Origin of the sequence: Nocardioides luteus, from assembly GCF_000960475.2 — a bacterium.
GTDB lineage: Bacteria > Actinomycetota > Actinomycetes > Propionibacteriales > Nocardioidaceae > Nocardioides > Nocardioides luteus_A.
In genome coordinates this window covers 74,776-98,557 of sequence record NZ_JZDQ02000024.1, presented here as the reverse complement: position 1 = coordinate 98,557, position 23,782 = coordinate 74,776, and the positions used below count along the sequence as shown (strand labels likewise).

The following is a 23,782-nucleotide window of genomic DNA, read 5'->3' as shown; positions in this document are numbered from 1 at the left end:
CCGTCTCCGCGCTTCGCGCGGTCACTCCCTCGCTCGGCGCGAGCGGACGAGCAAGCTCGCCGCTCGACCTCGCTCCGGTCGTCTCGCGCAGCAATAAAAATAGTGAGCCTTGGTAACGAATAAGGCAGAGTAAAGGGGTGACGACGGAGACGACGACCCAGGAGTTCCGCTTCCGAGACATCGCGGTGGTGGCGTACGCGCCCTCGATCGTCAGCTCCATGGGGCACGGCGCGGTGATGCCGGTGCTCGCCCTGCGGGCCTCCGACCTCGGCGCGGACGCGTCGATGGCCGCGTTCGTGGTCGCGCTGCTCGGGATCGGGTCGCTGGCCACCTCGTTGCCCGCGGGCTCCCTGGTGGCGAGGATCGGCGAGCGGCGTACGTTGATGGGGGCCGGCGCGCTCGACGCGGTGGCGATGACCGTGGCGTTCCTCAGCAGCTCGGTCGCCGTGCTCGCGATCGCCGTCTTCGTGAGCGGGATGAGCTGGACGGCGTTCCTGATCGCGCGGCAGGGCTTCCTCATCGACGCGACACCGCTCTCCCACCGGGCACGAGCGATGTCGCTGCTGGGCGGGTCGTTCCGGCTCGGGGTCTTCGTCGGCCCGCTGCTCGGCGCCGGCCTCATCCATCTCTTCGGACTGCCGGTCGTCTTCCTGTTCGCGGCCGCGATGTCGCTGTGCTCGGCGGTGATCGGCGGCTGGATGCCCGAGCTCGGCCGGACCCGTACGCGCGAGCAGGGACACCTGAGCGTACGCAGCGTGCTGTGGGCGCACCGCCGGACCTTCGCCACGCTCGGGGTGGCCGTGGTGATCATCGGGATCTCGCGGTCCGTACGCACCGGCCTGCTCCCGCTGTGGGCCGATCACATCCACCTCGACGCCTCGGTGGTGTCCCTGCTCTTCGCCGGCGCCGCGCTGGTCGACATCGCCCTCACCCTCCCCGGCGGCTGGCTCCTCGACCGCCGCGGGCGGCAGGTCGTGGCGATCCCGGTGGTGCTCGCCGTCGGCGTCGGCTGCCTGCTCCTCCCCCTCACCCACGACGCGCTCAGCCTGGGCGCGGTGATGGCGCTGATCGCCGTCGGCAACGGTCTCGGCTCGGGGATCGTGATGACGATGGGCGCCGATGCCGCACCGGCCGACGGGCGCGCCCAGTTCCTCGGCGGCTGGCGGCTGTGCGGCGACCTCGGCGGCACCGGTGGACCGCTCCTGGTCTCCGGGCTGGCCGCGGTCTTCTCGATCGCCGCCGCGCCGGTCGCGCTCGGGCTCTTCTCGCTCGCCGGGGCGGTCTGGGTCGGCTACTGGACCGGCCGGGCCGACCGCGACCGGCTCTCTCGGCTCGCCCGGCTACGGGACGAGCGCGCGTGAGAGCGCCTCGGCCAGGGCGGCCTCGTCACCGGTGACGGTGAGCTCGGCGGTCTTGGGCGACGTACGTCCCCAGAGCAGCAGCGCCAGGTCGCGAGCGGATCCGGTGACGGAGACCTTCTGCACCGCGTTCGGTGCTCCGATCGCCCAGGTGTCGCCGGTGTCGGTGGCGGTGAGCTCGATGCGGGTGACGACCTTGCGGGTGCGCTTCAGGGCGACCTGCCGCGGGTACATCACGGTCAGCACCTCGTCGACGGTGTCGGCCCAGAGCTCCGCGGTCGCCTCGGGCGCCGAGAGCCCGAGCGCGGTCCGAATGTCCCAGAGGTGGATGAGGGTCTCGTGCACCTGGCGTCGGTACCAGAACGAGACCGGCCCACGGCCGTCCTCGGTCAGCCCGTTGAGGATCCGGCCGGTCGCCTCCGGCCCGAGCCCGGACAGCGTCTCGCGCAGCTCGGCGGCCTGCGCCTCGTAGGTCGCGACCAGGTCCAACGGGACCGGCAGCGGCTCCTCGACCTCGTCGCGAGCCATCGCCGCAGCCCAGTGGTGCACCCCGGCCAGGTGGTCGGCCAGGTCTCCGACCGACCAGTCGTCGCAGGACGGCACCGGCAGGTCCGGGTCGGCCTGCTTCAGCGCGGCCGCGAACCCGGTCTGCAGCTCACCGAGGGTCACGAAGTAGTCGTCAGGCGTGGGCACGCCGCCGACCCTACTGGCATCCGAAGCCGGGCTCAGCGGCATCTCGGCAGGACCACGGCAAGCCGCTGCTCGAGGCGGGCCAGCTCGGCCGGATCGGTGATGAACGACGCCCTCCCGGGTGGCGGGAGGAAGCCGACCACGTCCATCACGTCGAAGTAGGGCTGTGGCGGGCGACCGGTCGTCGTGACGTACGCATCGGCGAACCGGTCCGCGACCTCGTTGCTGTGCATGATCGCCAGATTGGTCGCACAGTGGGCCACGTCCAGCCAGGCCGGTCCGATCGACGTCTCCACCCAGTCGACGACACCGGTGATCTCATCGCGATCCCACAGCACGTTGCGCGGCTGGAAGTCACGGTGGATGAAGCAGGGTTCGTACGCCGGCGGCTCGCCGCGCAGCAGCGCGAACGCGTCCTCCCACAGACCCGCATCTGTGGCCCACGCCGGCACGACGAACTTCGCCTCCCACGCCCACGACTGGTAGCTGCGTACGTCGATGGTCGCCTCGATCGCATGGATGCTCGCCAGCAGCTCCGCGAACCGGACGAGCGAGGCGGCGTCGTCGCGCTGCGGCTCGATCCTGCCCGGGAGCAGTGTCATCAGATGGGCAGGATGCCCGCAGCGTTCACCCGTGGCGTCGAGCGCGAGCGACCTCGGCGCCGGCACGTCCGTGGCCGCGAGCATCCGCTGGATCTCGCTCTCCCGGGTGGTGAGCGGCTCGCCGTGCGTACGCCACGGCTCGTTGGTCATCAGCCGGAGCACCGCCGGCTCGTGGCCGTCGCCCGAGATCGCGAGCATGGTCGAGGTCCAGCCACCGGAGAGGCGCCGTACGTCACCGGCCGGATCCCCCAGCTTCTCCTGGGCCCACTCGAGGGCCGCCGACCAGTCCACTGTCCCGGGATCAGTTCGCACGCCGCTACCTCTGGCGGGCCCGGTGTGCGGCAGCCTTCACACGGCTCTGGCATCGCGTCGAGCAGAAGCGGCGGCCGGCGTTCTTGGAGGTGTCGACGTAGACGCGGTCACAGGGAGCCGCCTGGCAAACGCCGAGCCGGCCGGCGAGGTCCGAGCCGATCGCCAACGCGAGCCCGGCGGCGATCCCGGCACCCCAGCCGACGACCAGGCCGGGCTCGCGACCGTGGAAGTGGAGCGTCCAACCGCCTCCGCGGGCCCGGTCGAGCTGCGGGACGGAGCCCATCTCCCGCAGGAGCCCGTTGACCGTGGTCGCCGCGGTGTCGAGGTCATCGCTCGCCGCGGCCTGAAAGACGACCCGCAGCGACTCGGCGAGGGTGACCATCCCGTCGGCGGCGGACTCGTCGACCCGCGGGTCGTAGTCGGGTCGGGCCAGCAGGTCGTGGACGATCTGGGCCCGCTGCCCCTCGGGTGGCGGCTCGACGGGTCGGGTGCCGTCGTGACCGGGGGTCAGCGCGTTGACGAGTCTGCAGGCCTGATCGGTCACCGTGTGTACGTGACTGTCGAAATGTATTTGACCAGTCACCATCGCCGGATCTACCGTCGCACTCATGACCGTCATTCAACCATTGGCCAGTCACCAACGCGCAAGATGGCCGCGGTCGCTCGTCGCGCTGGTCATCGCCCGAGCGGTCAACCGGCTGGGGTCGTTCGCCATGGCGTTCATGGCCGTAGCCCTGGTCGAGGTGCACGGCGCATCCCTCGCCACGGCCGGCGCGGTCGTGACGGCGTTCGGCGCCGCCACCATCCCGTCACGGCTCCTCGGCGGCTGGATGGCCGACACCGTGGGCCGTCGCCCGACCATCGTCGCGGGACTCGTGGCCTGTGCGGCGGCACAGCTGGTCATCGCTGCGTCCCCGGGCATCGGCGGTGCGCTGGTCGGCGCGACGCTGCTCGGGCTGGCCTACGAGATCTACGAGCCCGCCTCCCAGGCGCTGATCGCGGAGTCGGTGGAGGTCGAGCGGCGGCCGCAGGCGTACGGGCTCTACGGGGCCGCGATGGCCGTCGCGGGCGTGGCGGCGGGAGCGCTGGCGGCTCTGGTCGGCGGCGTCGACCTACGCCTGCTCTTCGTCGCCGACGCGGTCACCTGTCTGTGCGCCGCGGGGCTCGTCCTCGCCCTCGTCCGCGACACCGGTGGCCGGGTGGCGGGCCCGCAGCGACGCGGCCGGAGTCCTTGGCGCGACCGCCGGCTCCTGATCATGCTCGCCCTCGGCACCGGGTTCGCGACCGCATGGATCCTCAGCACGATCGCGCTCCCCCTCACCGTCTCCGCCCGCGGCCACGACGCCGCAGCGACCGGCTGGCTCCTCGTGGTCGCCGCGCTGGTCACGGTCGCCGGCCAGCGCCTGCTCCGCGGCGCCGCCGCCCGGCCGTTCACGCTCATCCGCGCGGGACTGGTCCTGATGGCCGTCGGCTTCGCCGTCGTCGCGTACGCAGCACCGCTGCCGCTCCTCGCCGTCGGCTCCGGGATCGTGGCACTCGGCGAGGTGCTTCTCCTCGGCCCATCGATCGCGCTCGTGGCCGGGTTGGCGACCGACGCGTCGCGAGCGGGCTACCTGGCGGCGTACGGGACCTGTTGGGGGATCGCGCAGACGATCGGCCCGGTGCTCGCCACCGGCCTGTTGTCACACGCCGTGCCGACGGTCTGGCTCACCGGCACCGGTCTGTGCCTCGTCCTCGCGGCGGTCACTGCGCCGGTGGCGCGCTGGATGTTCACCGAGGTATGTCGGTGAACATCCAGTCTCAGAGCACCCGGGAGAGGAACGCCTGAGTGCGCTCGTGCTGCGGGTTGCCGAGCACGTCGGCGGGCAGGCCCTCCTCGACGATCACACCGCCGTCCATGAAGACGACCTTGTCGGCGACCTCGCGGGCGAAGCCCATCTCGTGGGTCACGACCATCATGGTCATGCCCTCGGAGGCGAGGTCCTTCATGACGGCCAGGACGTCCCCGACGAGCTCGGGGTCGAGCGCGGAGGTGGGCTCGTCGAAGAGCATCATGTCGGGGTTCATCGACAGGGCACGCGCGATGGCGACGCGCTGCTGCTGGCCACCGGAGAGGTGAGCCGGGTAGGCGTCGGCCTTGTCCGAGAGCCCGACCTTCTCCAGGTTGGCCCGGGCGACCTGCGTGGCCTCGGCGCGACCGCGCTTGAGCACCTTCTCCTGGGCGACCGTCAGGTTGCGCAGCACCGTCATGTGCGGGAACAGGTTGAACTGCTGGAAGACCATCCCGATCCGCGCCCGCAGCGCGTCCACGTCCGCGTCGGGGTCGGTGATCTCGTCGCCCTCGACCAGGATCGTGCCGCTGGTCGGCTGCTCGAGCAGGTTCACGCAGCGCAGCAGGGTCGACTTGCCGGACCCGGAGGGGCCGATCACGCAGACGACCTCGCCGCGGCCGATGTGGAAGTCGATGCCCTTGAGCACCTCGTTGTCGCCGAAGTACTTGTGCAGCTGTTGTACGTCGATCGCGGCTGCGCCGCGGTCAGCAGTGACGGTCATCAGCGGGCCTTCCCCGACTTGGCTTCCAGGCGGCGTACGACGATCGAGAGCGGCACCGTGATCAGCAGGTAGCACAGCGCGATCGTGACCATCGGGGTCAGGTTGGCGTTGGCGTTCATGTTCTCTCGACCGAAGGCGGTGAGCTCGTACTCGTCCAAGGACAGCCCGAGGATGTAGACCAGCGAGGAGTCCTTGGTGAGCAGGATCAGCTCGTTGGTCAGCGGCGGCAGGATCACCCGGAACGCCTGCGGGAGCACGATCGTGATCATCGCCCGGCTGTGGGTCATGCCCAGGGTGCGGGCGGCCTCGTACTGTCCCTTCGGCACCGCCTGGATGCCGGCCCGGATCGTCTCGGCCATGTAGGCACCGCCGACCAGACCGAGCGCCAGGGTGACGGTGGTGAGGTTGGAGAGCTGGGTCCCGAAGGCCAGCGAGAGCCCGAGTCCGAGCACCAGGAACACGACCAGCGCCGGCAGCCCACGGAAGAGCTCGATGATGCCGGTGGAGATCCACCGGTACGGACCGACGCTCGAGAGCCGCATCAGCGCCAGCACGAGGCCGAGCGCGAGCCCGAAGGCGAAGCCGCAGGCGGTGTAGATGATCGTGTTCTTGAGGGCGATCACGATGACGTCGGGGAACTGTGCTCCCGCGATGTCCAGGTCGAGGAACGCGCGCCTGATCTCGCCCCAGTCCGCGATCAGGGCCAGGACGACGACCAGCAGCACCAGCAGGGCGTACTGGACGTAACGAACGAGCGCCGCACGCTTGCGCGGCGACATCCGCTTCTTGGGAACCACTGCCGTGCCCGTCACTGGGCGGCAGCCTCCCCGAACCACTTCTTGTAGACCTCGTCGTAGGCGGCCTTGTCGTTGATGGCCTTGTTGAGCACGTCGAGCAGCTTGTCGTTGCCGTTCTTCTTGACCGAGAAGCCGTAGGACTCACCGGTCTGGAACTCGCTGGTGATCTCGGTGTCGGTGTTGTTCTTGACGAAGTCGTAGAGCAGGCCGTTGTCGTTGACACCGGCGTCGGCCTTGCCGCTCTTGACCGCCTGCATCATCAGCGCCGAGTCCTCGAGCGTGATGATCTTGGCGTCCTTCGGAGCGTGCTCCTTGACGTAGTCGGCACCGGTGGTGGCCTCCTGGACGGCGATGGTCTTGCCGGCGAGGTCGTCGAGCGACGCGTACCCGGCGCCCTTCTTGGTCATCAGCGCCTGGGTCGCCTCGAAGTAGGGCTCGGTGAAGTCCATGACCTTCTCGCGCTCTTCGGTGATCGTCATCGCGCCGGCGGCGACGTCGCACTTGCCGGAGTTGAGCGCCTCGCCGGAGACGATGGTCTCCCAGCCGATGTTGACGACGTCCGTCTTGAGCTTCTCGGAGTCGGCCGCGATCTTGAGCACGTCGACGTCGAAGCCGACGACCTCGCCGCCCTCGTTGAACTCGAACGGCTTGTAGGGCAGGTGCGTGCAGATGGTCAGGGTGTCGGCCTTGACCAGCTTCGCACCCGACGCCGAGGTGCCGCCTTCGTCACCGCCTCCGCAGGCGGCGAGCGCCAGCCCCAGGGCAGGAACGGTCAGGGCAGCAGCAAGCTTCCGCAGATTCATGCGCCGAACTCTACGACTCTTTGTACGACGATGGCCCGCCACCCCTCGGGGTGGCGGGCCATCGTCTTGACGCGAGACTTACTCGTCCTCGCCCGCAACGTTCTTGATGCGGTTGGGGTCGACCTGGACACCGGGGCCCATGGTGGTCGAGAGGGTGACCTTCTTCAGGTAGCGGCCCTTGGAGGAGGACGGCTTCAGACGAAGCACCTCCTCGAGAGCAGCGGCGTAGTTCTCGGCGAGCTGAGCCTCGGAGAAGGAGGCCTTGCCGATGATGAAGTGAAGGTTGGCGTGACGGTCGACCCGGAAGTCGATCTTGCCGCCCTTGATGTCGGTCACGGCCTTGGCCGGGTCCGGGGTGACGGTGCCGGTCTTCGGGTTCGGCATGAGGCCACGGGGGCCGAGCACGCGGCCGAGGCGGCCGACCTTGCCCATCATGTCGGGGGTCGCGACGACGGCGTCGAAGTCGAGCCAACCGCCGGAGACCTTCTCGATGAGGTCGTCGGCACCGACGACGTCCGCGCCGGCCTCGCGAGCGGCCTCGGCCTTGTCCGGAGCAGCGGCGAAGACGATGACGCGCATCGTCTTACCGGTGCCGTGGGGCAGGCTGACGGTGCCGCGCACCATCTGGTCGGCCTTGCGGGGGTCGACGCCGAGACGCATGACGACGTCAACGGTCTCGTCGAACTTCTTCTTGCTGGAGCCCTTGGCGATCTTGATCGCGGCCAGCGGGGCGTAGAGCTCGTTCTTGTCGAACGTCTCCGACGCCGCGCGGTAGGTCTTGCTGCGCTGCATGGTGATTCCTTCGGTAGTTAAGAGGAGATGTGGTTAGCGAGCCAGCGCGGCTCTCCCACGTATCAGTCGGTGGTGACGCCCATGGAGCGGGCGGTGCCCTCGACGATCTTCATCGCGGCGTCGATGTCGTTCGCGTTGAGGTCGGGCAGCTTGGTGGTCGCGATCTCGCGCACCTGGTCCTTGGTCAGCTTGCCGACCTTGTCCTTGTGCGGGACGGACGAGCCCTTCTTCAGGCCGGCGGCCTTCTTGATCAGCTCAGCGGCCGGCGGGGTCTTCGTGATGAAGGTGAACGAGCGGTCCTCGTAGATGGTGATCTCGACGGGGATCACGTTGCCGCGCATGGACTCGGTCTGGGCGTTGTACGCCTTGCAGAACTCCATGATGTTGACGCCGTGCGGACCGAGCGCGGTACCGACCGGCGGGGCCGGGGTCGCGGAGCCGGCCTGCAGCTGCACCTTGACGAGCGCTGCGATCTTCTTCTTCGGAGGCATTCTTGAGATCTCTTCCTTCTCGTGGTCATGACGAAGCCGCTTGTACGTTTCGGCCTCTGCCACCTGCGGTGTTGCTCTCGCAACTTGTCAATTGTCCGTGATCCGTTCGGGTTCACGAAATCAGCGCAGGGCGGCCCACTGAGTGGGACCCCGTCAGTGACGACCACCACGCTCCTTGACATACTCCCCGGGGGATTTACAAAGGGAGCTCAATTGTTCAATCGACGTCGTCTGTCCATGTACGCCGCACTCGTCCCGCTGACCGCACTGTCGGCCGCCTGGACCGCTGCCGCCACCGGGGCCGGGTTCGATCCTGCCGAACCGGTGAAGCTGCCCGGCGGGGAGACGTTGGCGGCATCGGCGATCGAACAGCCCGCGAGCGTCACCGAGCCCGCCCCGGCACAGGGAGCCCGCGAAGGAGCCCGGACCGGCACGATCGCCATCGCGATGGCGAAGGGCAGCGACATCCCGATGGCCGCACTGGCCGCCTACCAGCGGGCCGCCGCGGTCGTCACCACCGCCGACCGGGCCTGCGCCCTCGACTGGACGCTGCTCGCCGCCGTCGGGATGGTCGAGTCCGACCACGGGCGCCTGAAGAGCAGCCGGCTCGACGACTCGGGCAAGGCGATCCCCGCCATCTACGGTCCCGCGCTGACCACTCCCACGGGTGACCCCGCACCCGACACCGACGCCGGCGCCGTCGACAAGCTCGCCGACGGCGACCGGGCCGTCGGGCCGATGCAGTTCATCCCGTCGACCTGGCCGCTGGTGGCCGTCGACGGAGACGGCGACGGCGTACGCGATCCGCAGGACATCGACGACGCCGCCCTCGCCGCCGCCGTCTACCTCTGCTCCGGCGACGAGGACGTCTCCACCGAAGCCGGGAAGCGGGCCGCGCTCACCCGCTACAACCGCAGCGAGGCGTACGTCTCCACCGTCCTGAAGATCGCCAAGGGTTACTCCGACAGCCCCTACGGCGGCGACGACATCGAGCTCGCCGCCGCACCCGCGCACGCCGAGCCCACCCCGGGCGGCCACGGGCGGGACACGACGAAGAAGACCGACAAGAAGCCCGGGAAGAAGAAGCCGGCATCGACCGCTCCGAAGCCGACCGCCGGCGCCCAGCCCTCGGCGAAGCCGAGCTCGAGCCCGTCGACGGCCCCGAGCCCCAGCCCCACGCCCACCGACGACGGCAGCTGGGCCTCGATCCCCGAACGCCGTGGGATCTGTGCCGCCGAGCTCGCCTCCCGCTTCCCCGACCTCGCCGACGGCTGGGACACCGACCGCGCCGTCGACGCCTGCAGCATCCGGCTGCTCGGCAAGACCGTCACCCAGGCCAAGGCCGCCGTCCCCGGCGTCGTCACCGACATCACCGGGTACGTCGAGTGGCTGATCAAGACGCTGCCGTGAGGCGCCCTCGCGACCCCCGAACGCTCACTTGGCACTCCGGATAGGCTCGAATCAAGGTCACAGTCGTCCAGGTCACTCTCGACACTGGCATGGTGGCAAACCCGAGGCGGTGGCACATGGCCGCACCCGGCACGCCTCGGTCGGCCTCGAACCGCGAGGCGTGGTGGAAGTCGGCGGTGGTCTACCAGATCTACGTCCGCAGCTTCGCCGACTCCGACGACGACGGCATCGGTGACCTTCCCGGCATCGTGCAACACCTGGACTACCTCCAGGAGCTGGGGATCGATGTGATCTGGCTGTCCCCGGTCTACCGCTCGCCGCAGGAGGACAACGGTTACGACGTCAGCGACTACCAGGATGTCGATCCGCTCTTCGGCACCTTGGAAGACCTCGACCGGCTGCTCGACGCGGTCCATCGACGGGGCATGAGGCTGATCATGGACCTCGTCGTCAACCACACCTCTGATCAGCACCCCTGGTTCCTGGCCGCGCGCGCCTCGCGCGAGGCGGCCACCTCGGAGTGGTACTTCTGGCGGGACGCACGGCCGGGGACGATCCCCGGTGCGCCCGGGTCGGAGCCCAACAATTGGGGCGCGTCCTTCGGCGGGTCCGCATGGGAGTGGGCGCCGGAGCGCGGCCAGTACTACCTGCACCTGTTCGCTCGGTCCCAGCCGGATCTGAACTGGGACAACCCGGACACCCGCGAGGCGGTGTTCACGATGATGAACTGGTGGCTCGACCGCGGGATCGACGGCTTCCGGATGGACGTCATCAACTTCATCTCCAAGGATCCCCGGCTGCCCGACGCGCCGCTCAACCGCGACGGCTACGGCGACGGGATGCCGTACTTCGGCCATGGTCCCCGGATCCGCGACTATCTGGCCGAGATGAAGCGCCGGGTGTTCGACTCGCGGCCGGGCAGCTACCTCACCGTGGGCGAGATGCCAGGGGTCACGCCCGAGCAGGCCCGGGAGTTCACCCACCAGGTGCATGGCCAGCTGGCCATGGTGTTCCAGTACGAGCACGTCAACCTCGACGCGGACGGCGACAAGTGGACCCAACGACGGATGAGCGTGAAGGACCTGCGCGACACGCTAGCGAGATGGCAGACCGCCCTCGGCGACACCGGATGGAACAGCCTCTACTGGAACAACCACGACCAGCCCAGGGTCGTCTCCCGCTACGGCAACGACACGACGTACTGGCGCGAGTCGGCAACCGCGCTGGCCACGGTGCTGCACCTGCACCGGGGCACCCCCTACGTCTTCCAGGGCGAGGAGATCGGGATGACCAACGCCCCGTTCACCGGCATCGACGACTTCCGAGACATCGAGTCTCTCGACTACTACGCGAGAGCGGTCGGTACGCACCGCGTGGACGCCGCCGTCGCGCTGGACACCCTGCGACGGCGGAGCCGGGACAACGCACGTACGCCGATGCAGTGGAGCGCCGCGCCCGGCGCCGGCTTCACGCCCGGCACTGCCTGGATCGGGATCAATCCCAACCACAGCTGGTTGAACGTCGCCGCACAGCGCGGTGCGCCGGGCTCGGTCTATGAGTACTACCGCGCCCTGATCGCGCTGCGGCACCACCTGCCGGTCGTGGTGGACGGGCACTTCGCCGCCGTCGACACGGGCCGTGACCAGATCTACTCGTTCCGGCGCCAGCTGGACGGCACGACCCTCACCGTCGATGCGAATCTGTCCGACCTGCCGGTCTCCGTCGACCGCGACGACCGGGTGGCTCGCGACCTGGTGCTGGCCAACTACCCCCGCCGCAGGATCGATCCCGATCGGCTGGAACCCTGGGAAGTCCGCGTCTACGCGAGGTGACGTCCCGGCGGCTACACTGAGGCCAAGACTGCAGGACACCTACCGCCCGACGCGGACATCGCGCGGGCACACGGCAGCGGTGTCGGCAGCAACCCGCAGACAGTGGTCAGATGCCTTCGTATCTCGACGATCGTCCGAAGACAGTCGGAAACATCTACTTCGTCTGGAACCCGCACCAGCCACTGCCGGCGGGCACCGGGGGCACCGAGAACTACACGATCGGCCACGTCCGAGAGCTCAATCGCCGCGGTCTCAACGCCCACGTCGTCACCATTGGAGTCGGGATGACGGACGGACGCGACGAGTTCACGGACGTCCCCTTCCTCTCGATGGCGTGTGTCGCGGACGTCGGCGAGCTCGACGGGGTCGTGATCTTCGTGGCCGAGTTCCCCGTCGTGAGAACCAAGCGACCTGCCTACCAGATGCTGCACGTGCCACCACCGGGTGACGCTGCCGGCCGGGTCCGTATCGCGGCGACGATGCAGGACCGGTCGCTGATCGCGACCAGCCGATTCTCGGCGCGGTTGTGGTCCGAGTTCCTCGATGTCGATCTGGACACCATCAGCATCGTCTACCCGTACGCCGAGGCGTGCTTCAGCACCGAGATGCGCCCGCCTTCCGAGGAGACCGGGACTCGCATCCTCTACGCGGGCCGGCTCAGCCCCGAGAAGGGGATCTACACGTTGCTGGCAATGCTCGACCTGGACCCGGCCGGCCAGGAACGGACCTTCACCTGCACGGCCACGACCGCGGGCTCCGACAAACCACAGGGCCGCAACATCGAGCGGGTCCTCGAAGCACATCCCAGCGTTCGGCTCGTGCCCCGCAGAACCACGCCGCGCGCGATGGCCACGTTGATGGCCCGGCACGACATCATCGTCATGCCCTCCAACAGCCAGTACTGGCACGAGACCTTCGGCATCGTCTCGATCGAGGCCCAGCACTCCGGCTGCCGCGTGGTCGCCTCCGACGACGGAGGACTCCCCGAGACGGACTGCGGTTCGATCACGCTGGTCGCCCCGGACGACCCCGCCGCGTTGGCTCGAGGCATCCGCGAGGCCGCGGCTCTCGGCGCGGTCGACGAGGTCGTCAGACTCGACGCGGCCGCCAGGTTCACCGTCGACAACTCGGTCGACGACCTCATCGACGTGTTGCTGATGCCGTCCCCGATCACGCCCGCAGCCGTCGTACGCGACTTGGAGACTCTCGTTCGGTTGCCTTCGGCCGGCGATCCGCAGGAGCGGCCTGTCTTGCATACACCCGCCTAGAGCTCAGCGACAACGCAGCAGGCCCCCGTTCGGATGACGAACGGGGGCCTGATTGCTACGGGAAAGTTGGTCTCGACCCGCTTCGCGGCTTCGCAAGCTCAGCCGCTGCGCTCGCTCGACCTTTTCGCGTTACGACCCCGCTCGCTTCGCTCGCGGGGTCGTAGGCTCAAACCTTCTCGATCTGGTTGAACGAGAGCTCGACCGGGGTCTCGCGACCGAAGATCTCGACGAGCGCCTTGACGCGCTGGGACTCGGCGTTGAGCTCGGTGATGGTCGCGTGCAGAGTGGCGAAGGGGCCGTCGACGACGGTGACCGAGTCGCCCTCGGCGAAGTCGACGACCTCGACGGGCTTCTTGGCGGTGCCGGTGGCACCGGAGGTGGCGGTCGCAGCCTCACCGGCGGCGGCAGCCTCGGCCTCGGCCTGGGCGACGACGGCGGGGGCGAGCATGTTCTCGACCTCGGTCATCGACAGCGGCACCGGCTGGTGGCTGTGGCCGACGAAACCGGTGACCGACGGGGTGTGGCGCACGGCGGCCCAGGACTCGTCGGTGAGGTCCATCCGGACCAGGACGTAACCCGGGAGAACGGTGCGCTTGACCATCTTGCGCTGGCCGTTCTTGATCTCCGGGACCTCCTCGGTGGGGACCACGATCTCGTGGATGTAGTCCTCCATGTTGAGGGAGACGATGCGGTTCTCCAGGTTGGACTTCACCCGGTTCTCCATGCCGGAGTAGGTGTGGATCACGAACCAGTCGCCCGGCTTGGCCCACAGCTCACGGCGGAACGCCTCGAGCGGGTCGTCGTCAGCGGCCTCGGGGGCCTCGCCCTCGACGATCTCGTCGAACGACGAAGCGTCCTCGCCGGCGTCACCGGACTCGTCGGACCCGTCGAACTCAGCCTCTGCAGGCACGTCGGAGGCGGCCTCGGCCGTCTCGAGGACCTCGGTCTCCTCGGTGTAGTCCTGCTCAGACACGTCCTGCTCCAAACCGTTGATTGTGTGTATCGGGTGTGTTCCGCGGCCGGGGCCCACGCGATCACGCGTCGCGGCCGCCGAACACCCAGAACATCAACTTGCCGAACCCGAGGTCAAGGCCCGCGGTGATCGCCATCATCACGAGGACGAAGACCAGAACCACGATGAAGTACGTCGTGAGCTGATTCTGCGTCGGCCAGACGACCTTGCGGAGCTCGGCCACGACCTGGCGGTAGAACGTCGGGAGACTGGTGCGCTTCTCCGTCTTCTTGTCGCTCGGAGTCGGGACCGCCTTGCTGTCCGTCACGCCGCCACCTTCTCTCGAAAACGTTTCCATCGCTGGTCCGGCTTTGCAGGGCACGAGGGACTTGAACCCCCAACCTTCGGTTTTGGAGACCGATGCTCTGCCAGTTGAGCTAGTGCCCTACGGAGGTCTGCATCAGACGCGCGGTTGAGGGCGCGGCTAACCATGTGGGAAGACCACCAACGGTGAGTCTACGCACGGGGCAATGGCGGTTCCAAAACCGGGGTGCGATGACCCATAGGATTGCTGGCATGACCTCAGATCCCCGTCCCCTCGCCGAGCTCTCGCGCGAGGAACTCGAAGCGTTCGCAACGGAGCAGCGCACGGCGTACGACAACTTGGTGGCCAAGGGCCTGAAGCTGGACCTGACCCGGGGCAAGCCCTCGGCGGACCAGCTCGACCTCTCCGACGGCCTGCTCCATCTCCCCAAGTCGACGACGGCCCCGGACGGCACCGACACCCGCAACTACGGCGGTCTGGCGGGTGGCATCGAGATCCGAGAGATCTACGCCGAGCTGCTCGGTCTGAGCACCGACCAGCTCATCGCCGGCGGCAACTCCAGCCTCACGATGATGCGCGACACGCTGATGTACCTGTGGCTTCACGGTGGCGTCGACAGCGAGCGTCCGTGGAACCGCGAGGAGACGGTGAAGTTCGTCTGCCCGGTGCCGGGCTACGACCGCCACTTCACGCTGCTGGAGTGGTTCGGGATCGAGATGCTGCCGGTCCCGATGAACGCCGACGGCCCCGACGTCGAGGCCGTCGCGGCGCTGGTCAAGGACGACCCCGCGGTCAAGGGCATGTGGCTGGTGCCGACCTACTCCAACCCGACCGGCGACACCACCTCGCAGGAGATCGCCGAGCGGCTCACCTCGATGCCGACCGCGGCTCCCGACTTCAAGATCTTCTGGGACAACGCCTACGCGCTGCACCACCTGACCCCGGCCGAGACCAAGACCGCCGACGTGGTCTCGCTGGCCAACGCGGCCGGCAACCCCCATCGTCCGCTGGTCTTCGCCTCGACCTCCAAGGTCACCTACGCGGGCGCGGGCGTCGGCTTCTTCGGCGGCTCGAAGGAGAACGTCGCCTGGTGGCTCGACCACCTGAGCAGCGGGGCCATCGGCCCGGACAAGGTCAACCACCTGCGGCACGCGGAGTTCTTCGGCTCGGCCGCAGGCGTACGCGAGCACATGGCCAAGCACCGCGCGCTCCTGGCGCCGCGGTTCGCGGCCGTCGAGGACGCCCTCACCGACGAGCTCGGCTCGCTCGGTGTGGCGACCTGGACCAAGCCCGCGGGTGGCTACTTCGTCAGCCTCGACGTGCTCCCGGGCACCGCGAGCCGGGTCATCGAGCTGGCCAAGGGTGCCGGCGTCGCGCTCACCCCGGCCGGCTCGGCGTTCCCCGGCAAGGTCGATCCCGAGGACACCAACATCCGTCTCGCTCCGTCCTTCCCGCCGTTGGAGCAGGTCAGCGCGGCCATGGAGGTCGTCACGGCGTGCGTGAAGCTGGCCGCTGCCGAGAAGCTGCTCGCGTGACTGTGCCCGCCGACCGCCGCGACCTCCGTACGCTGCCGAAGGCGCACCTGCACCTGCACTTCACCGGTGCGATGCGCCACGAGACCCTGCTCGAGCTGGCCACCCGCGACGGGATCCGGCTGCCCGAGCAGCTGGTCTCGGAGTGGCCGCCGGCGCTGAGCGCGGCCGACGAGAAGGGCTGGTTCCGGTTCCAGCGGCTCTACGACGTGGCCCGCTCGGTGCTGCGCACCGAGGCCGACATCCGGCGGCTCGTCATGGAGGTCGCCGAGGACGACGTACGCGACGGCGGCAGGTGGCTGGAGATCCAGGTCGACCCGTCGGGCTATGCGGCGAAGTTCGGCGGGATCACGGCCTTCACGGACCTGGTTCTCGACGCCGTGCGCGACGCCGAGCGGGCGACCGGGCTGGGGATCGCGGTGATCATCGCCTCCAACCGCACCCGGCACCCGATGGACGCGCGCACGCTGGCGCGCCTGGCCGGGCAGTACGTCGACCAGGGTGTGGTCGGCTTCGGGCTCTCCAACGACGAGCGGCGCGGGCGGACCGAGGAGTTCGACCACGCCTTCCGGATCGCCGAGCGGGCCGGGCTGCGGCTGATGCCGCACGGCGGTGAGCTGCGCGGGCCCGAGCACATCCGCACCGTGCTGCGGTCGCTGCACGCGACCCGGCTGGGTCACGGCGTACGCGCTGCCGAGGATCCGGCGCTGCTCGACGAGATCGTGCGGGCGGGCGTCGCGCTGGAGGTCTGCCCGACCTCGAACGTGTCGCTCGGCGTCTACTCCGACCTCACCTCGGTGCCGCTGCCGCAGCTGCTCGACGCGGGCGCGACGGTGGCGCTCGGAGCCGACGACCCGCTGCTGTTCGGGTCCCGGCTGGCGGCGCAGTACGCGACGATGCGGGCCGCCCACGAGCTCACCGACGAGACCCTCGCCGACCTGGCCCGGATGTCCATCACCGCCTCGACCGCGCCGGAGTCGACCAAGAAGGGTCTGCTCGTCGAGATCGACGACTGGCTCAACACGCCCTCGCAGCGCACGGATGCCCCGAGTTAAGACAGAATGACGGCCATGACGAACCCGTCCGACGATCAGCCCGATCCCACCACGCCGAGCGACGCGTCCACCCCGCCTTCGCCCACGCCGTCCGAGCCGGACCAGAGCGACGTGACCCAGGTGGCGACCCCGCCCGGGTCGACGCCGCCCGCGCCGACCCAGCCGATGTACGGCCAGACCTACGGTGAGCAGCCGTCGAACCCCTACGGCGGCGCGACGTTCGACCAGAAGCCGCCGGTCCCGCCGGCACCGGCCGCGGGCTACGGGCAGACGCCTCCGCCGCCGGCCTACGGCGCTCAGCCGGGTTACGGCGCTCAGCCGGGTTACGGCGCTCAGCCGGGCTACGGTCAGGCGCCCTACGGCGCCCCGCCGGCGTACTCGAGTGCCGTCGGCGCCCCGGACTCCGGCGCGACCACGGCGATGGTCCTGGGCATCATCGGGCTCGTGGGCGGGTTCTTCTGCGGCCTCCCGATCGTGCTCTCCCCCTTCGCCCTGTTCATGGGTCTGTCGGCGAAGAAGCGGATCGATGCGGCCGCCGGCGCCCTGACCGGCCGCGGCAACGCGCAGGCCGGCTTCGTCCTCGGCATCATCGGCACGGTCCTGCTGGTCCTGAGCATCCTCGCCGTCGTCGTCGTCATCATCATCGGCGTCAGCGGCGGGTTCGACTCGGGCTACGACGGCGGCTACGACTCGTACGACAGCGAGTTCTGAGGGATGACGACCACGCCCCCGCCGGGCTACCAGCCGGCACCGTACGGCTTCCCGCAGCCGCCCCCGCACCCCGAGGCCAACTCGGCGATGGTCCTCGGGATCGTCGGGCTGTGCCTGTCGGTCATGTGCGGCGGCATCGGCGTCTTCGTCGCCCCGTTCGGATGGATCAAGGGCAAGCGGGTGATGGCCGAGATCGACGCCAACCCGGCGGCGTACGGCGGGCGCGGCAACGCTCAGGCCGGCTTCATCACCGGCCTCATCGGGACGATCTTCGGCGCGCTCTACATGCTCTTCTGGGTCGCCTACGTCATCTTCATCATCGTGATGATCGTCGTCGCCTCCAAGGAGACCGACTCCACCACGACGTTCGACAGCATCAACGCGATGCTGAGCAGCCGAATCTGACGGATGGACTGCGGCTACTTCACCGCCGGCGTCTGCCGCTCCTGCCGCTGGCTGGAGATGGCCTACGCCGACCAGCTCGCGCAGAAGCAGCAGCGGGTCGCGGCCGCGCTCGATCCGGTCGGGTTCGGCGCCGTACGTTGGGAGGAACCGGTCTCCAGCCCGGAGGCCGGTTTCCGCAACAAGGCGAAGATGGTCGTCGCCGGCTCGGTGGAGGCGCCGACGCTGGGCATCCTGTCGCACGACGGTCTCGGCGTGGATCTGCTCGCGTGCGGGCTGCACACGCCGGGGCTGCAGGCGGCGCTTCCGGTCCTGTCCCGGTTCGTCACGACGGCGCGGCTGACCCCCTACTCGGTGCCGGAGCGGCGCGGCGAGCTCAAGCACGTGATCGTCACCGAGGCGCCCGGCGGTGAGCTGATGGTGCGGTGGGTGCTGCGGTCCACCGAGGCGCTGTCCCGGCTGCGCAAGCACCTTCCCGCGCTGCTGGAATCGCTCCCGATCGCCGTGGCGTCGGTCAACATCCAGCCGGAGCACAAGGCCGTCATCGAGGGGCCCGAGGAGATCTTCCTGACTCCTCGCGAGGCGCTCACGATGGAGGTCAACGGGATCGGGCTGCGGCTGCGCCCGCACTCCTTCTTCCAGACCAACACCTCCGTGGCGGCGGCCCTCTACCGGCACGCCCGCGACCTGGTCTCCGCGGTGTCACCGGCCACGGTGTGGGACCTCTACTGCGGCGTCGGCGGCTTCGGGCTGCACGTCGCCGCGCCCGGGCGGGAGGTGCTCGGCGTCGAGTCCAGCGAGCAGGCCATCGAGGCTGCCGCCTCGACCGCGGCCGAGCTGGGCCTGCCGGCCACCAGCTGGGTGGCCGGGGACGCGACCGCGTACGCCCTCTCCGCCGGCTCCGCGCCCGACCTGGTCATCGTCAACCCGCCGCGACGCGGGATCGGCTCCTCGCTCGCCGGCTGGCTGGAGGAGTCCGGGGTCGAGCACGTCGTCTACTCGTCGTGCAACGTCGACACCCTCGCCCGCGACCTGCTCGACATGCCCTCGTTGCGGCCGGTGTCGGCACGGCTGCTCGACATGTTCCCCAACACCGACCACCACGAGGTGCTCGTCTCCCTGACCCGCCGCTGACCGGCCGAGTCGGCTCGAACTGACCCAGAACCTCGCCGAGTCGGCTCGTTAGAACGAGCCGATTCGGCGGGGGGATTCGGTCAGGACGCGCCGACTCGGCGGGATCGGTTCAGCGTGAGGGCGCCCAGGGTCAGGGCCGTGAGGCCGAGGACGATCGCGATCCCGCCGCCGACGACGCCGTTGCCGGTGCCGGGTCCGCCGTCGGCGACGAGCAGGTTGACGACGCCGGTGACCAGGGCGATCGAGCCGCAGCCCAGTGCCACGACGGCGCCGTTGCGGCCACGGTTGCCGACGCCGCGGGCGGCGCGCCCCCGGGCTGCGGCGCCGGCCACCACTCCGCCCAGCCCGACGAACGCGGCGAGCGTCGCCCACAGCCGGGCGGTGGTCAGTGTGTAGGCGCCGACGTCGGGGTCGGCGGCGCTGATGAGCAGGTCGTTCAGGGACATCGAGAGCTCCTTGGTTGGGGTTCGATCAGATGACTCGATCGTCCCGTCGGCGCGCCTGTGAGTCGTCCTGCCGACGTCGACTCTTCGGCGCCGCCGCTACTGCGTACGTGGTAGCCGGAAGTGCTGCGCCAGAGGGACTCGCGGAGGGCGCCGCGGGCATATCCTGCTCGCATGGCCAGGCGGCGGATCACCCTCGGGGACTGGGTCATCGCCGCAGCAGTGGCCATGGCCCAGCTGGCGGCCGCGCTGAGCGACGGCCACCCTGGCTCCGGAGTCGGTCTTCTCGGCTACGCCGCGGTGGTCGCGAGCGGGCTGGTCCTGGTCCTCCGCCGCCGGGCACCTGTCCTCGTGCTGGTCCTCTGCGGTGCGTGCGGGCTGGCCTTTCAGGCGCTCGGGTTCGACGTCGCGGTGGTCGCCTTCCTGGTCGCGGTCTACGCAGCGGTGCGGGAGGGCCATCGGCTGGTCACCGTGATCGCCGCGGTGGTGATGCAGAGCGGCCTGTTCCTGGTGGCGTACGCCGCCACGGGCGACGTCGGCGCCGCCTCCGAGCAGGCGCGCGGCGCCCTGGAGATCGCCTGGCTGATCGCGGCAGGAGCCGCCGGCGAGGCGCTGCGGCAGGCCGAGCAGCGTGCCGACGAGGCCGAGCGCACCCGCGAGGCCGCCGCCCAGCGACGGGCCGACGACGAGCGCCTCCACATCGCCCGCGAGCTGCACGACTCCCTCACCCACCAGATCTCGGTGATCAAGGTCCAGTCCGAGGCCGCCGTCCACGTGGCCCAGCGGCGCGGCGAGGAGGTCCCCGAGTCGCTCCTGGCGATCCGGGAGGCCGGGCGCGAGGCGGCCCGCGAGCTCCGGGCGACGCTGACGGCGCTCCGCGACGACGATCCGAACCCGCCGCGGGGACTCGAGGACGTACGCGATCTGGTGGGGTCGGCCGGCTCCACCGGGCTGGACGTCACGCTGACCGTCGACGGGCAGCCAGGTGCGGTGCCGGTCGCGGTGGGCCGCACCGCCTATCGGATCGTGCAGGAGGCGCTGACCAACGTCACCCGTCACGCAGCGGCCACCACCGCGTCGGTCCACATCGACCACCGGCCCGATTCGCTCGGCATCCGGGTGGAGGACGACGGCATCGGCGCCCCGGCCACGACCGTACCCGGCATCGGCCTGCTCGGGATGCGCGAACGGGTCTCCGCTCTCGGAGGTCAGCTGCGGGCACAGCCCCGCGAGGAGGGCGGTTTCCTGGTCGAGGCGCGGCTGCCGGTGGAGCGTACGTCGTGATCCGGGTTCTCCTGGTCGACGACCAGCCGCTCATCCGCAGCGGCTTCCGGGCCCTCCTCGACATCGAGGACGACATCGAGGTGGTCGCCGAGGCGGCCGACGGCGTCGAGGCGGTCGCGCTGGCCCGGAAGCACCTGCCGGACGTGGCGCTCGTCGACATCCAGATGCCGGTGGCTGACGGTCTCGAGGCGACGCGGCGGATCGCCGCCGACCCGTCTCTGGCCGGCGTGCACGTCGTGATCCTGACCAACTACGGCATGGACGAGTACGTCCTCGAGGCCCTGCGCGCCGGCGCCGCCGGCTTCCTCGTCAAGGACATCCAGCCGGAGGACTTCGTGCACGCGGTCCGGGTCGCCGCCCGCGGGGACGCGCTGCTGGCGCCGACGGTCACCCGCGCGCTGATCGACCACTACGTCAGCCAGCCCTCGGCCGCCGACGCCCCCGTGGGCCTCGCCGAGCTCACCAACCGGGAGCGCGAGGCGGTCGCCCTGGTCGCCCGGGGCATGACGAACGACGAGGTCGCCGAGGCCATGGTGATCAGCGTGCTGACCGCCAAGACCCACATCAACCGGGCGATGACCAAGCTGCACGCGCGCGATCGCGCGCAGCTCGTCGTCGTGGCGTACGAGTCGGGGCTGGTCTCGCCTAGAGCTCCACGCCGAGCATGACGGGCTCGTTGACGAGCTCGATCCCGTACGCCGCCTCGACCCCGTCGCGCACCTCGCGCGCCAGGGCGAGCAGGTCCTCGGTCGTACCTTCGCCGCGGTTGGTGAGGGCGAGGGTGTGCTTCGTGGAGAGCGACACCCGCTCGTTGCCGTGACCCTTCTTGAAGCCGGCGTGGTCGATGAGCCACGCGGCCGAGGTCTTCACGGTGCCGTCGGGCTGCGGGTAGGCCGGCGCACCCTCGGGCACGTCCTCGGGAGCGACCACGGGATTGGTGAAGAACGAGCCCGCGGACCAGGTGTCATGGTCGGCCTCGTCGATGACCATGCCCTTGCTGCGGCGCAGGGCGAGGACGGCCTCGCGGATCTGCTTGGACGGCACCCGGGTGCCCTGCTCGACGCCCAGGGCGCCGGCGAGCTGGGCGTACGCGATCGGGGACCCGGTCTCGCCGTCGGTGCCGAGCCGGAAGGTGACCTCGAGGACCACGTAGCGGCCTGGCACCTCCTTGAACCGCGACCAGCGATAGCCGAACGCGCACTCGCCGGCGGTGAAGCTCCGCACCTCACGAAGCTCACGGTCGAACACCGTGACCGAGGTGATGGTCTGGGAGACGTCCTGGCCGTACGCGCCGACGTTCTGGATCGGGGTCGCGCCCACGCTGCCGGGGATGCCGGAGAGCGCCTCGACGCCGCTCCAGCCCTTGTCGACCGCGGTGGACACGAAGTCGTCCCAGGTCTCACCCGCCGCCACCGTGACCAGTACGCCACCCTCCACCGTCTCCACCGCGACCCCCGTGGTCGCCAGCTTGATGACGGTGCCCGGGAAACCGGCATCGGCGACGACCAGGTTGCTGCCGCCGCCGAGGACGAGCACGTCCTTGCCCGCCGCGTCGGCCGCGGTCACGGCGTCGATGATCTCCGCCTCGGTGGTCGCGGTGACGAACTCCGCCGCCGGGCCGCCGAGATGGAAGGTGGTGTGCCGGGAGAGAAGCTCGGTCGAAGCGGAGCCCGAGACGATCTGCTCAGACACGTACGGAGACCTTCGGCATGCCCAGGACCTTCTGGTCGCCGGAGACGACGGTCAGCGCGATCGTGGCGAGCCCGTCCTCGACCGACTTGACGGTGCCGGAGACGGTGACGGTCGTCCCCTCGTCGTCGTCCGGCACGACGACCGGGTTGGTGAACTTCGCGCCGAAGTCGACGACCTCGGCCCCGTCGGTCCACTCCGAGACGGCTCGGGCGACCAGCGCCATGGTGAACATGCCGTGGGCGATCACGCCGGGGAGGCCGACAGCGGTGGCGATCCGGTCGGACCAGTGGATCGGGTTGAAGTCACCGCTCGCGCCGGCGTAGCGCACCAGCGACGCCCGGGTCACGGGGTAGGTCTTCGGAGCCAGCTCGGCGCCTGCTTCGAGCGTCATCAGGCGACCTCCGCCGCTCGGTGGACCAGGGTGGCGGAGGTGGTGCACACGACCGCCCCGGTGTCGTCGGTGATCTCGGAGACGGTGCCGATGATGTCGTTGCCGCCGATCTGGCGCAGCGAGGCGACGCTCAGGGTCGCGGTCAGCACGTCCCCCGGCGCGATCGGCCGGGCGTAGGAGAACTTCTGCTCGCCGTGCACGATCCGCGACAGCTCGACCTGGACGTCGTCCAGGAACGCGTTCATCGCGTCGAAGGCGAGCACGATCGGAAACGTCGCCGGGACCGGGTCCCCGCTCTCCCAGCCCACACCGGTGGCGGCAGCGAACTCCCGCACCTTCTCGTCGGTGACCCGATAGGGCCTGGTCGGAGGAAACGCGCGCCCTACGAGCGACCCATCAACTGCCATGCGGACAACTCTAGTGGTCTGCCGAGAAGTCACCCACGTCGGCCGAAGCGTCACGTAGGTCGGCCGAGTTGGCAGGCCGGTGCCCACTCGGCCGACGGGGCTGACGTCTCGGCCGACCGGGCTGACGTCTCGGCAAAAGTACGAACGCCCCGCCTCCCGGCCATCTGGAATTCAGTGGCGGGGGCGGGGCGTTCGGAGCGCCGATCAGCGTGGCGCTCTACTGGGATGCTTCAGCGGGTCTCGCGGTGCACGGTGTGCTTGCGGTCACGCGGGCAGTACTTCTTGAGCTCGATCCGGTCGGGGTCGTTCCGACGGTTCTTCTTCGAGATGTAGTTCCGCTCCTTGCACTCGGTGCAAGCGAGGGTGATCTTCGGGCGAACGTCGCTGCTCTTGCTGGCCACGGGAGAATCCTTACGGTGCTGATCGAGGTGTTGCGGTCTTTGGCGGTAGCGGGGGCGGGGATCGAACCCGCGACCTCACGATTATGAGTCGTGCGCTCTAACCGCCTGAGCTACCCCGCCTCAACAGGAATCAGGCCCGCAGCAT

General features: G+C 69.7%; 27 protein-coding genes and 2 tRNA genes. 12 read left to right on the top strand and 17 right to left on the bottom strand.

All coding sequences use genetic code 11. The annotated features are described in order from the left end of the window. The first annotated feature begins 137 nt into the window (after positions 1-137). On the top strand, positions 138-1,361 hold the full coding sequence (locus UG56_RS17425; protein WP_045547015.1) for an MFS transporter: 1,224 nt from the start codon (positions 138-140) through the stop codon (positions 1,359-1,361). On the opposite strand, the gene UG56_RS17420 is transcribed toward UG56_RS17425, so the two are convergent. Genes UG56_RS17420 through UG56_RS17410 form a run of 3 tightly spaced genes read right to left on the bottom strand, consistent with a single transcriptional unit; the run spans position 1,341 to position 3,506 of the window. Further along, positions 1,341-2,051 carry a maleylpyruvate isomerase family mycothiol-dependent enzyme gene (locus UG56_RS17420; RefSeq protein ID WP_045547014.1) on the bottom strand — a complete coding sequence of 237 codons (711 nt, stop codon included), beginning with the start codon at positions 2,049-2,051 and terminating at the stop codon, positions 1,341-1,343. The two genes, UG56_RS17425 and UG56_RS17420, sit on opposite strands and share 21 nt — an antisense overlap. A gap of 32 nt (positions 2,052-2,083) precedes the next feature. Then, positions 2,084-2,962: a phosphotransferase family protein gene (locus tag UG56_RS17415; RefSeq protein ID WP_045547013.1), complete on the bottom strand. Its 879-nt coding sequence runs from the start codon at positions 2,960-2,962 to the stop codon at positions 2,084-2,086. A gap of 4 nt (positions 2,963-2,966) precedes the next feature. Continuing rightward, positions 2,967-3,506: a CGNR zinc finger domain-containing protein gene (locus UG56_RS17410; protein ID WP_256206706.1), complete on the bottom strand. Its 540-nt coding sequence runs from the start codon at positions 3,504-3,506 to the stop codon at positions 2,967-2,969. 64 nt (positions 3,507-3,570) lie between these two features. Here UG56_RS17410 and UG56_RS17405 point away from each other — a divergent pair, with 64 nt between their 5' ends. Further along, on the top strand, positions 3,571-4,752 hold the full coding sequence (locus tag UG56_RS17405) for an MFS transporter (protein ID WP_071327163.1): 1,182 nt from the start codon (positions 3,571-3,573) through the stop codon (positions 4,750-4,752). A gap of 10 nt (positions 4,753-4,762) precedes the next feature. Here the strand turns inward: UG56_RS17405 and UG56_RS17400 are convergent, their stop codons facing one another. The 5 genes from UG56_RS17400 to rplK all read right to left on the bottom strand — a co-directional run bounded on the left by UG56_RS17400 (position 4,763) and on the right by rplK (position 8,398). Then, positions 4,763-5,515, bottom strand: coding sequence for an amino acid ABC transporter ATP-binding protein (locus tag UG56_RS17400; protein WP_045550589.1), 753 nt, complete (start codon positions 5,513-5,515; stop codon positions 4,763-4,765). Then, a complete protein-coding gene (locus UG56_RS17395; protein WP_256206705.1) occupies positions 5,515-6,327 on the bottom strand; it encodes an amino acid ABC transporter permease in 813 nt (270 codons plus the stop codon). The genes UG56_RS17400 and UG56_RS17395 overlap by 1 nt, the downstream gene beginning before the upstream one ends. Further along, positions 6,324-7,115, bottom strand: coding sequence for an ABC transporter substrate-binding protein (locus UG56_RS17390; RefSeq protein WP_045550587.1), 792 nt, complete (start codon positions 7,113-7,115; stop codon positions 6,324-6,326). The genes UG56_RS17395 and UG56_RS17390 overlap by 4 nt, the downstream gene beginning before the upstream one ends. A 78-nt stretch (positions 7,116-7,193) precedes the next feature. Further along, complete coding sequence (rplA, locus tag UG56_RS17385) at positions 7,194-7,907, bottom strand: 50S ribosomal protein L1 (protein ID WP_045550586.1); 714 nt, start codon at positions 7,905-7,907, stop codon at positions 7,194-7,196. Positions 7,908-7,969: 62 nt separating this feature from the next. Continuing rightward, the gene (gene rplK, locus UG56_RS17380; protein WP_045550585.1) at positions 7,970-8,398 is read right to left on the bottom strand and encodes a 50S ribosomal protein L11; all 429 of its coding nucleotides are present in this window, start codon (positions 8,396-8,398) and stop codon (positions 7,970-7,972) included. Positions 8,399-8,635: 237 nt separating this feature from the next. On the opposite strand from rplK, the gene UG56_RS17375 reads away from it, so the two are divergent. The 3 genes from UG56_RS17375 to UG56_RS17365 all read left to right on the top strand — a co-directional run bounded on the left by UG56_RS17375 (position 8,636) and on the right by UG56_RS17365 (position 12,908). Next, positions 8,636-9,808 carry a lytic transglycosylase domain-containing protein gene (locus UG56_RS17375; RefSeq protein ID WP_052693946.1) on the top strand — a complete coding sequence of 391 codons (1,173 nt, stop codon included), beginning with the start codon at positions 8,636-8,638 and terminating at the stop codon, positions 9,806-9,808. Positions 9,809-9,924: 116 nt separating this feature from the next. Then, complete coding sequence (locus UG56_RS17370; RefSeq protein WP_045550584.1) at positions 9,925-11,640, top strand: alpha-glucosidase; 1,716 nt, start codon at positions 9,925-9,927, stop codon at positions 11,638-11,640. 110 nt (positions 11,641-11,750) lie between these two features. After that, positions 11,751-12,908 (top strand): glycosyltransferase family 4 protein, encoded by a 1,158-nt coding sequence (locus tag UG56_RS17365; protein ID WP_052693944.1) that lies wholly within the window; start codon positions 11,751-11,753, stop codon positions 12,906-12,908. 166 nt (positions 12,909-13,074) lie between these two features. On the opposite strand, the gene nusG is transcribed toward UG56_RS17365, so the two are convergent. From nusG to UG56_RS17350, 3 genes are all read right to left on the bottom strand, one after another. Further along, on the bottom strand, positions 13,075-13,881 hold the full coding sequence (gene nusG / locus UG56_RS17360; RefSeq protein WP_256206704.1) for a transcription termination/antitermination protein NusG: 807 nt from the start codon (positions 13,879-13,881) through the stop codon (positions 13,075-13,077). Positions 13,882-13,942: 61 nt separating this feature from the next. Next, complete coding sequence (gene secE / locus UG56_RS17355; RefSeq protein ID WP_084101205.1) at positions 13,943-14,218, bottom strand: preprotein translocase subunit SecE; 276 nt, start codon at positions 14,216-14,218, stop codon at positions 13,943-13,945. A 16-nt stretch (positions 14,219-14,234) separates the two neighbouring features. Then, positions 14,235-14,307: transfer RNA gene (locus UG56_RS17350), tRNA-Trp, on the bottom strand. Positions 14,308-14,436: 129 nt separating this feature from the next. On the opposite strand from UG56_RS17350, the gene UG56_RS17345 reads away from it, so the two are divergent. Genes UG56_RS17345 through rlmC form a run of 5 tightly spaced genes read left to right on the top strand, consistent with a single transcriptional unit; the run spans position 14,437 to position 19,019 of the window. After that, complete coding sequence (locus UG56_RS17345) at positions 14,437-15,720, top strand: aminotransferase class I/II-fold pyridoxal phosphate-dependent enzyme (RefSeq protein WP_045550581.1); 1,284 nt, start codon at positions 14,437-14,439, stop codon at positions 15,718-15,720. Then, the gene (locus UG56_RS17340) at positions 15,717-16,772 is read left to right on the top strand and encodes an adenosine deaminase (protein ID WP_045550580.1); all 1,056 of its coding nucleotides are present in this window, start codon (positions 15,717-15,719) and stop codon (positions 16,770-16,772) included. Before UG56_RS17345 ends, UG56_RS17340 begins: the two co-directional genes overlap by 4 nt. Before the next feature lie 15 nt (positions 16,773-16,787). Next, positions 16,788-17,483: a DUF4190 domain-containing protein gene (locus tag UG56_RS17335; RefSeq protein WP_084101213.1), complete on the top strand. Its 696-nt coding sequence runs from the start codon at positions 16,788-16,790 to the stop codon at positions 17,481-17,483. A 3-nt stretch (positions 17,484-17,486) separates the two neighbouring features. Then, positions 17,487-17,888 (top strand): DUF4190 domain-containing protein, encoded by a 402-nt coding sequence (locus tag UG56_RS17330; protein ID WP_045550578.1) that lies wholly within the window; start codon positions 17,487-17,489, stop codon positions 17,886-17,888. Between the two features lie 3 nt (positions 17,889-17,891). After that, entirely contained in the window at positions 17,892-19,019 is a 1,128-nt protein-coding gene (gene rlmC, locus UG56_RS17325) for a 23S rRNA (uracil(747)-C(5))-methyltransferase RlmC (protein WP_045550577.1), read from the top strand. Positions 19,020-19,099: 80 nt separating this feature from the next. On the opposite strand, the gene UG56_RS17320 is transcribed toward rlmC, so the two are convergent. Further along, complete coding sequence (locus tag UG56_RS17320; RefSeq protein ID WP_071327162.1) at positions 19,100-19,465, bottom strand: DUF6223 family protein; 366 nt, start codon at positions 19,463-19,465, stop codon at positions 19,100-19,102. A gap of 171 nt (positions 19,466-19,636) precedes the next feature. On the opposite strand from UG56_RS17320, the gene UG56_RS17315 reads away from it, so the two are divergent. Together UG56_RS17315 and UG56_RS17310 are read left to right on the top strand one after the other, a co-directional pair. After that, positions 19,637-20,746, top strand: coding sequence for a sensor histidine kinase (locus UG56_RS17315; RefSeq protein ID WP_071327161.1), 1,110 nt, complete (start codon positions 19,637-19,639; stop codon positions 20,744-20,746). After that, a complete protein-coding gene (locus UG56_RS17310; RefSeq protein ID WP_045551861.1) occupies positions 20,743-21,414 on the top strand; it encodes a response regulator in 672 nt (223 codons plus the stop codon). Before UG56_RS17315 ends, UG56_RS17310 begins: the two co-directional genes overlap by 4 nt. On the opposite strand, the gene UG56_RS17305 is transcribed toward UG56_RS17310, so the two are convergent. From UG56_RS17305 to UG56_RS17285, 5 genes are all read right to left on the bottom strand, one after another. After that, positions 21,392-22,438: a UDP-N-acetylmuramate dehydrogenase gene (locus UG56_RS17305; RefSeq protein WP_256206703.1), complete on the bottom strand. Its 1,047-nt coding sequence runs from the start codon at positions 22,436-22,438 to the stop codon at positions 21,392-21,394. The two genes, UG56_RS17310 and UG56_RS17305, sit on opposite strands and share 23 nt — an antisense overlap. Then, positions 22,431-22,829: a MaoC/PaaZ C-terminal domain-containing protein gene (locus UG56_RS17300; protein ID WP_045551860.1), complete on the bottom strand. Its 399-nt coding sequence runs from the start codon at positions 22,827-22,829 to the stop codon at positions 22,431-22,433. The genes UG56_RS17305 and UG56_RS17300 overlap by 8 nt, the downstream gene beginning before the upstream one ends. After that, positions 22,829-23,236: an FAS1-like dehydratase domain-containing protein gene (locus tag UG56_RS17295; protein ID WP_045551859.1), complete on the bottom strand. Its 408-nt coding sequence runs from the start codon at positions 23,234-23,236 to the stop codon at positions 22,829-22,831. The genes UG56_RS17300 and UG56_RS17295 overlap by 1 nt, the downstream gene beginning before the upstream one ends. A gap of 230 nt (positions 23,237-23,466) precedes the next feature. Then, positions 23,467-23,637: a 50S ribosomal protein L33 gene (gene rpmG, locus UG56_RS17290; RefSeq protein ID WP_045551858.1), complete on the bottom strand. Its 171-nt coding sequence runs from the start codon at positions 23,635-23,637 to the stop codon at positions 23,467-23,469. Positions 23,638-23,683: 46 nt separating this feature from the next. After that, positions 23,684-23,757: transfer RNA gene (locus UG56_RS17285), tRNA-Met, on the bottom strand. Between the last annotated feature and the right edge of the window lie 25 nt (positions 23,758-23,782).

Coding starts and splice junctions, on each gene's coding strand:
- rplK (WP_045550585.1), bottom strand. CDS start 8,398: ATGCCTCCGAAGAAGAAGATCGCAGCGCTCGTCAAGGTGCAGCTGCAG.
- UG56_RS17335 (WP_084101213.1), top strand. CDS start 16,788: ATGACGAACCCGTCCGACGATCAGCCCGATCCCACCACGCCGAGCGAC.
- UG56_RS17300 (WP_045551860.1), bottom strand. CDS start 22,829: ATGACGCTCGAAGCAGGCGCCGAGCTGGCTCCGAAGACCTACCCCGTG.
- rplA (WP_045550586.1), bottom strand. CDS start 7,907: ATGCAGCGCAGCAAGACCTACCGCGCGGCGTCGGAGACGTTCGACAAG.
- rlmC (WP_045550577.1), top strand. CDS start 17,892: ATGGACTGCGGCTACTTCACCGCCGGCGTCTGCCGCTCCTGCCGCTGG.
- UG56_RS17365 (WP_052693944.1), top strand. CDS start 11,751: ATGCCTTCGTATCTCGACGATCGTCCGAAGACAGTCGGAAACATCTAC.
- UG56_RS17345 (WP_045550581.1), top strand. CDS start 14,437: ATGACCTCAGATCCCCGTCCCCTCGCCGAGCTCTCGCGCGAGGAACTC.
- UG56_RS17390 (WP_045550587.1), bottom strand. CDS start 7,115: ATGAATCTGCGGAAGCTTGCTGCTGCCCTGACCGTTCCTGCCCTGGGG.
- UG56_RS17330 (WP_045550578.1), top strand. CDS start 17,487: ATGACGACCACGCCCCCGCCGGGCTACCAGCCGGCACCGTACGGCTTC.
- UG56_RS17320 (WP_071327162.1), bottom strand. CDS start 19,465: ATGTCCCTGAACGACCTGCTCATCAGCGCCGCCGACCCCGACGTCGGC.
- UG56_RS17315 (WP_071327161.1), top strand. CDS start 19,637: ATGGCCAGGCGGCGGATCACCCTCGGGGACTGGGTCATCGCCGCAGCA.
- UG56_RS17375 (WP_052693946.1), top strand. CDS start 8,636: ATGTACGCCGCACTCGTCCCGCTGACCGCACTGTCGGCCGCCTGGACC.
- secE (WP_084101205.1), bottom strand. CDS start 14,218: ATGGAAACGTTTTCGAGAGAAGGTGGCGGCGTGACGGACAGCAAGGCG.
- UG56_RS17405 (WP_071327163.1), top strand. CDS start 3,571: ATGACCGTCATTCAACCATTGGCCAGTCACCAACGCGCAAGATGGCCG.
- UG56_RS17400 (WP_045550589.1), bottom strand. CDS start 5,515: ATGACCGTCACTGCTGACCGCGGCGCAGCCGCGATCGACGTACAACAG.
- UG56_RS17370 (WP_045550584.1), top strand. CDS start 9,925: ATGGCCGCACCCGGCACGCCTCGGTCGGCCTCGAACCGCGAGGCGTGG.
- UG56_RS17295 (WP_045551859.1), bottom strand. CDS start 23,236: ATGGCAGTTGATGGGTCGCTCGTAGGGCGCGCGTTTCCTCCGACCAGG.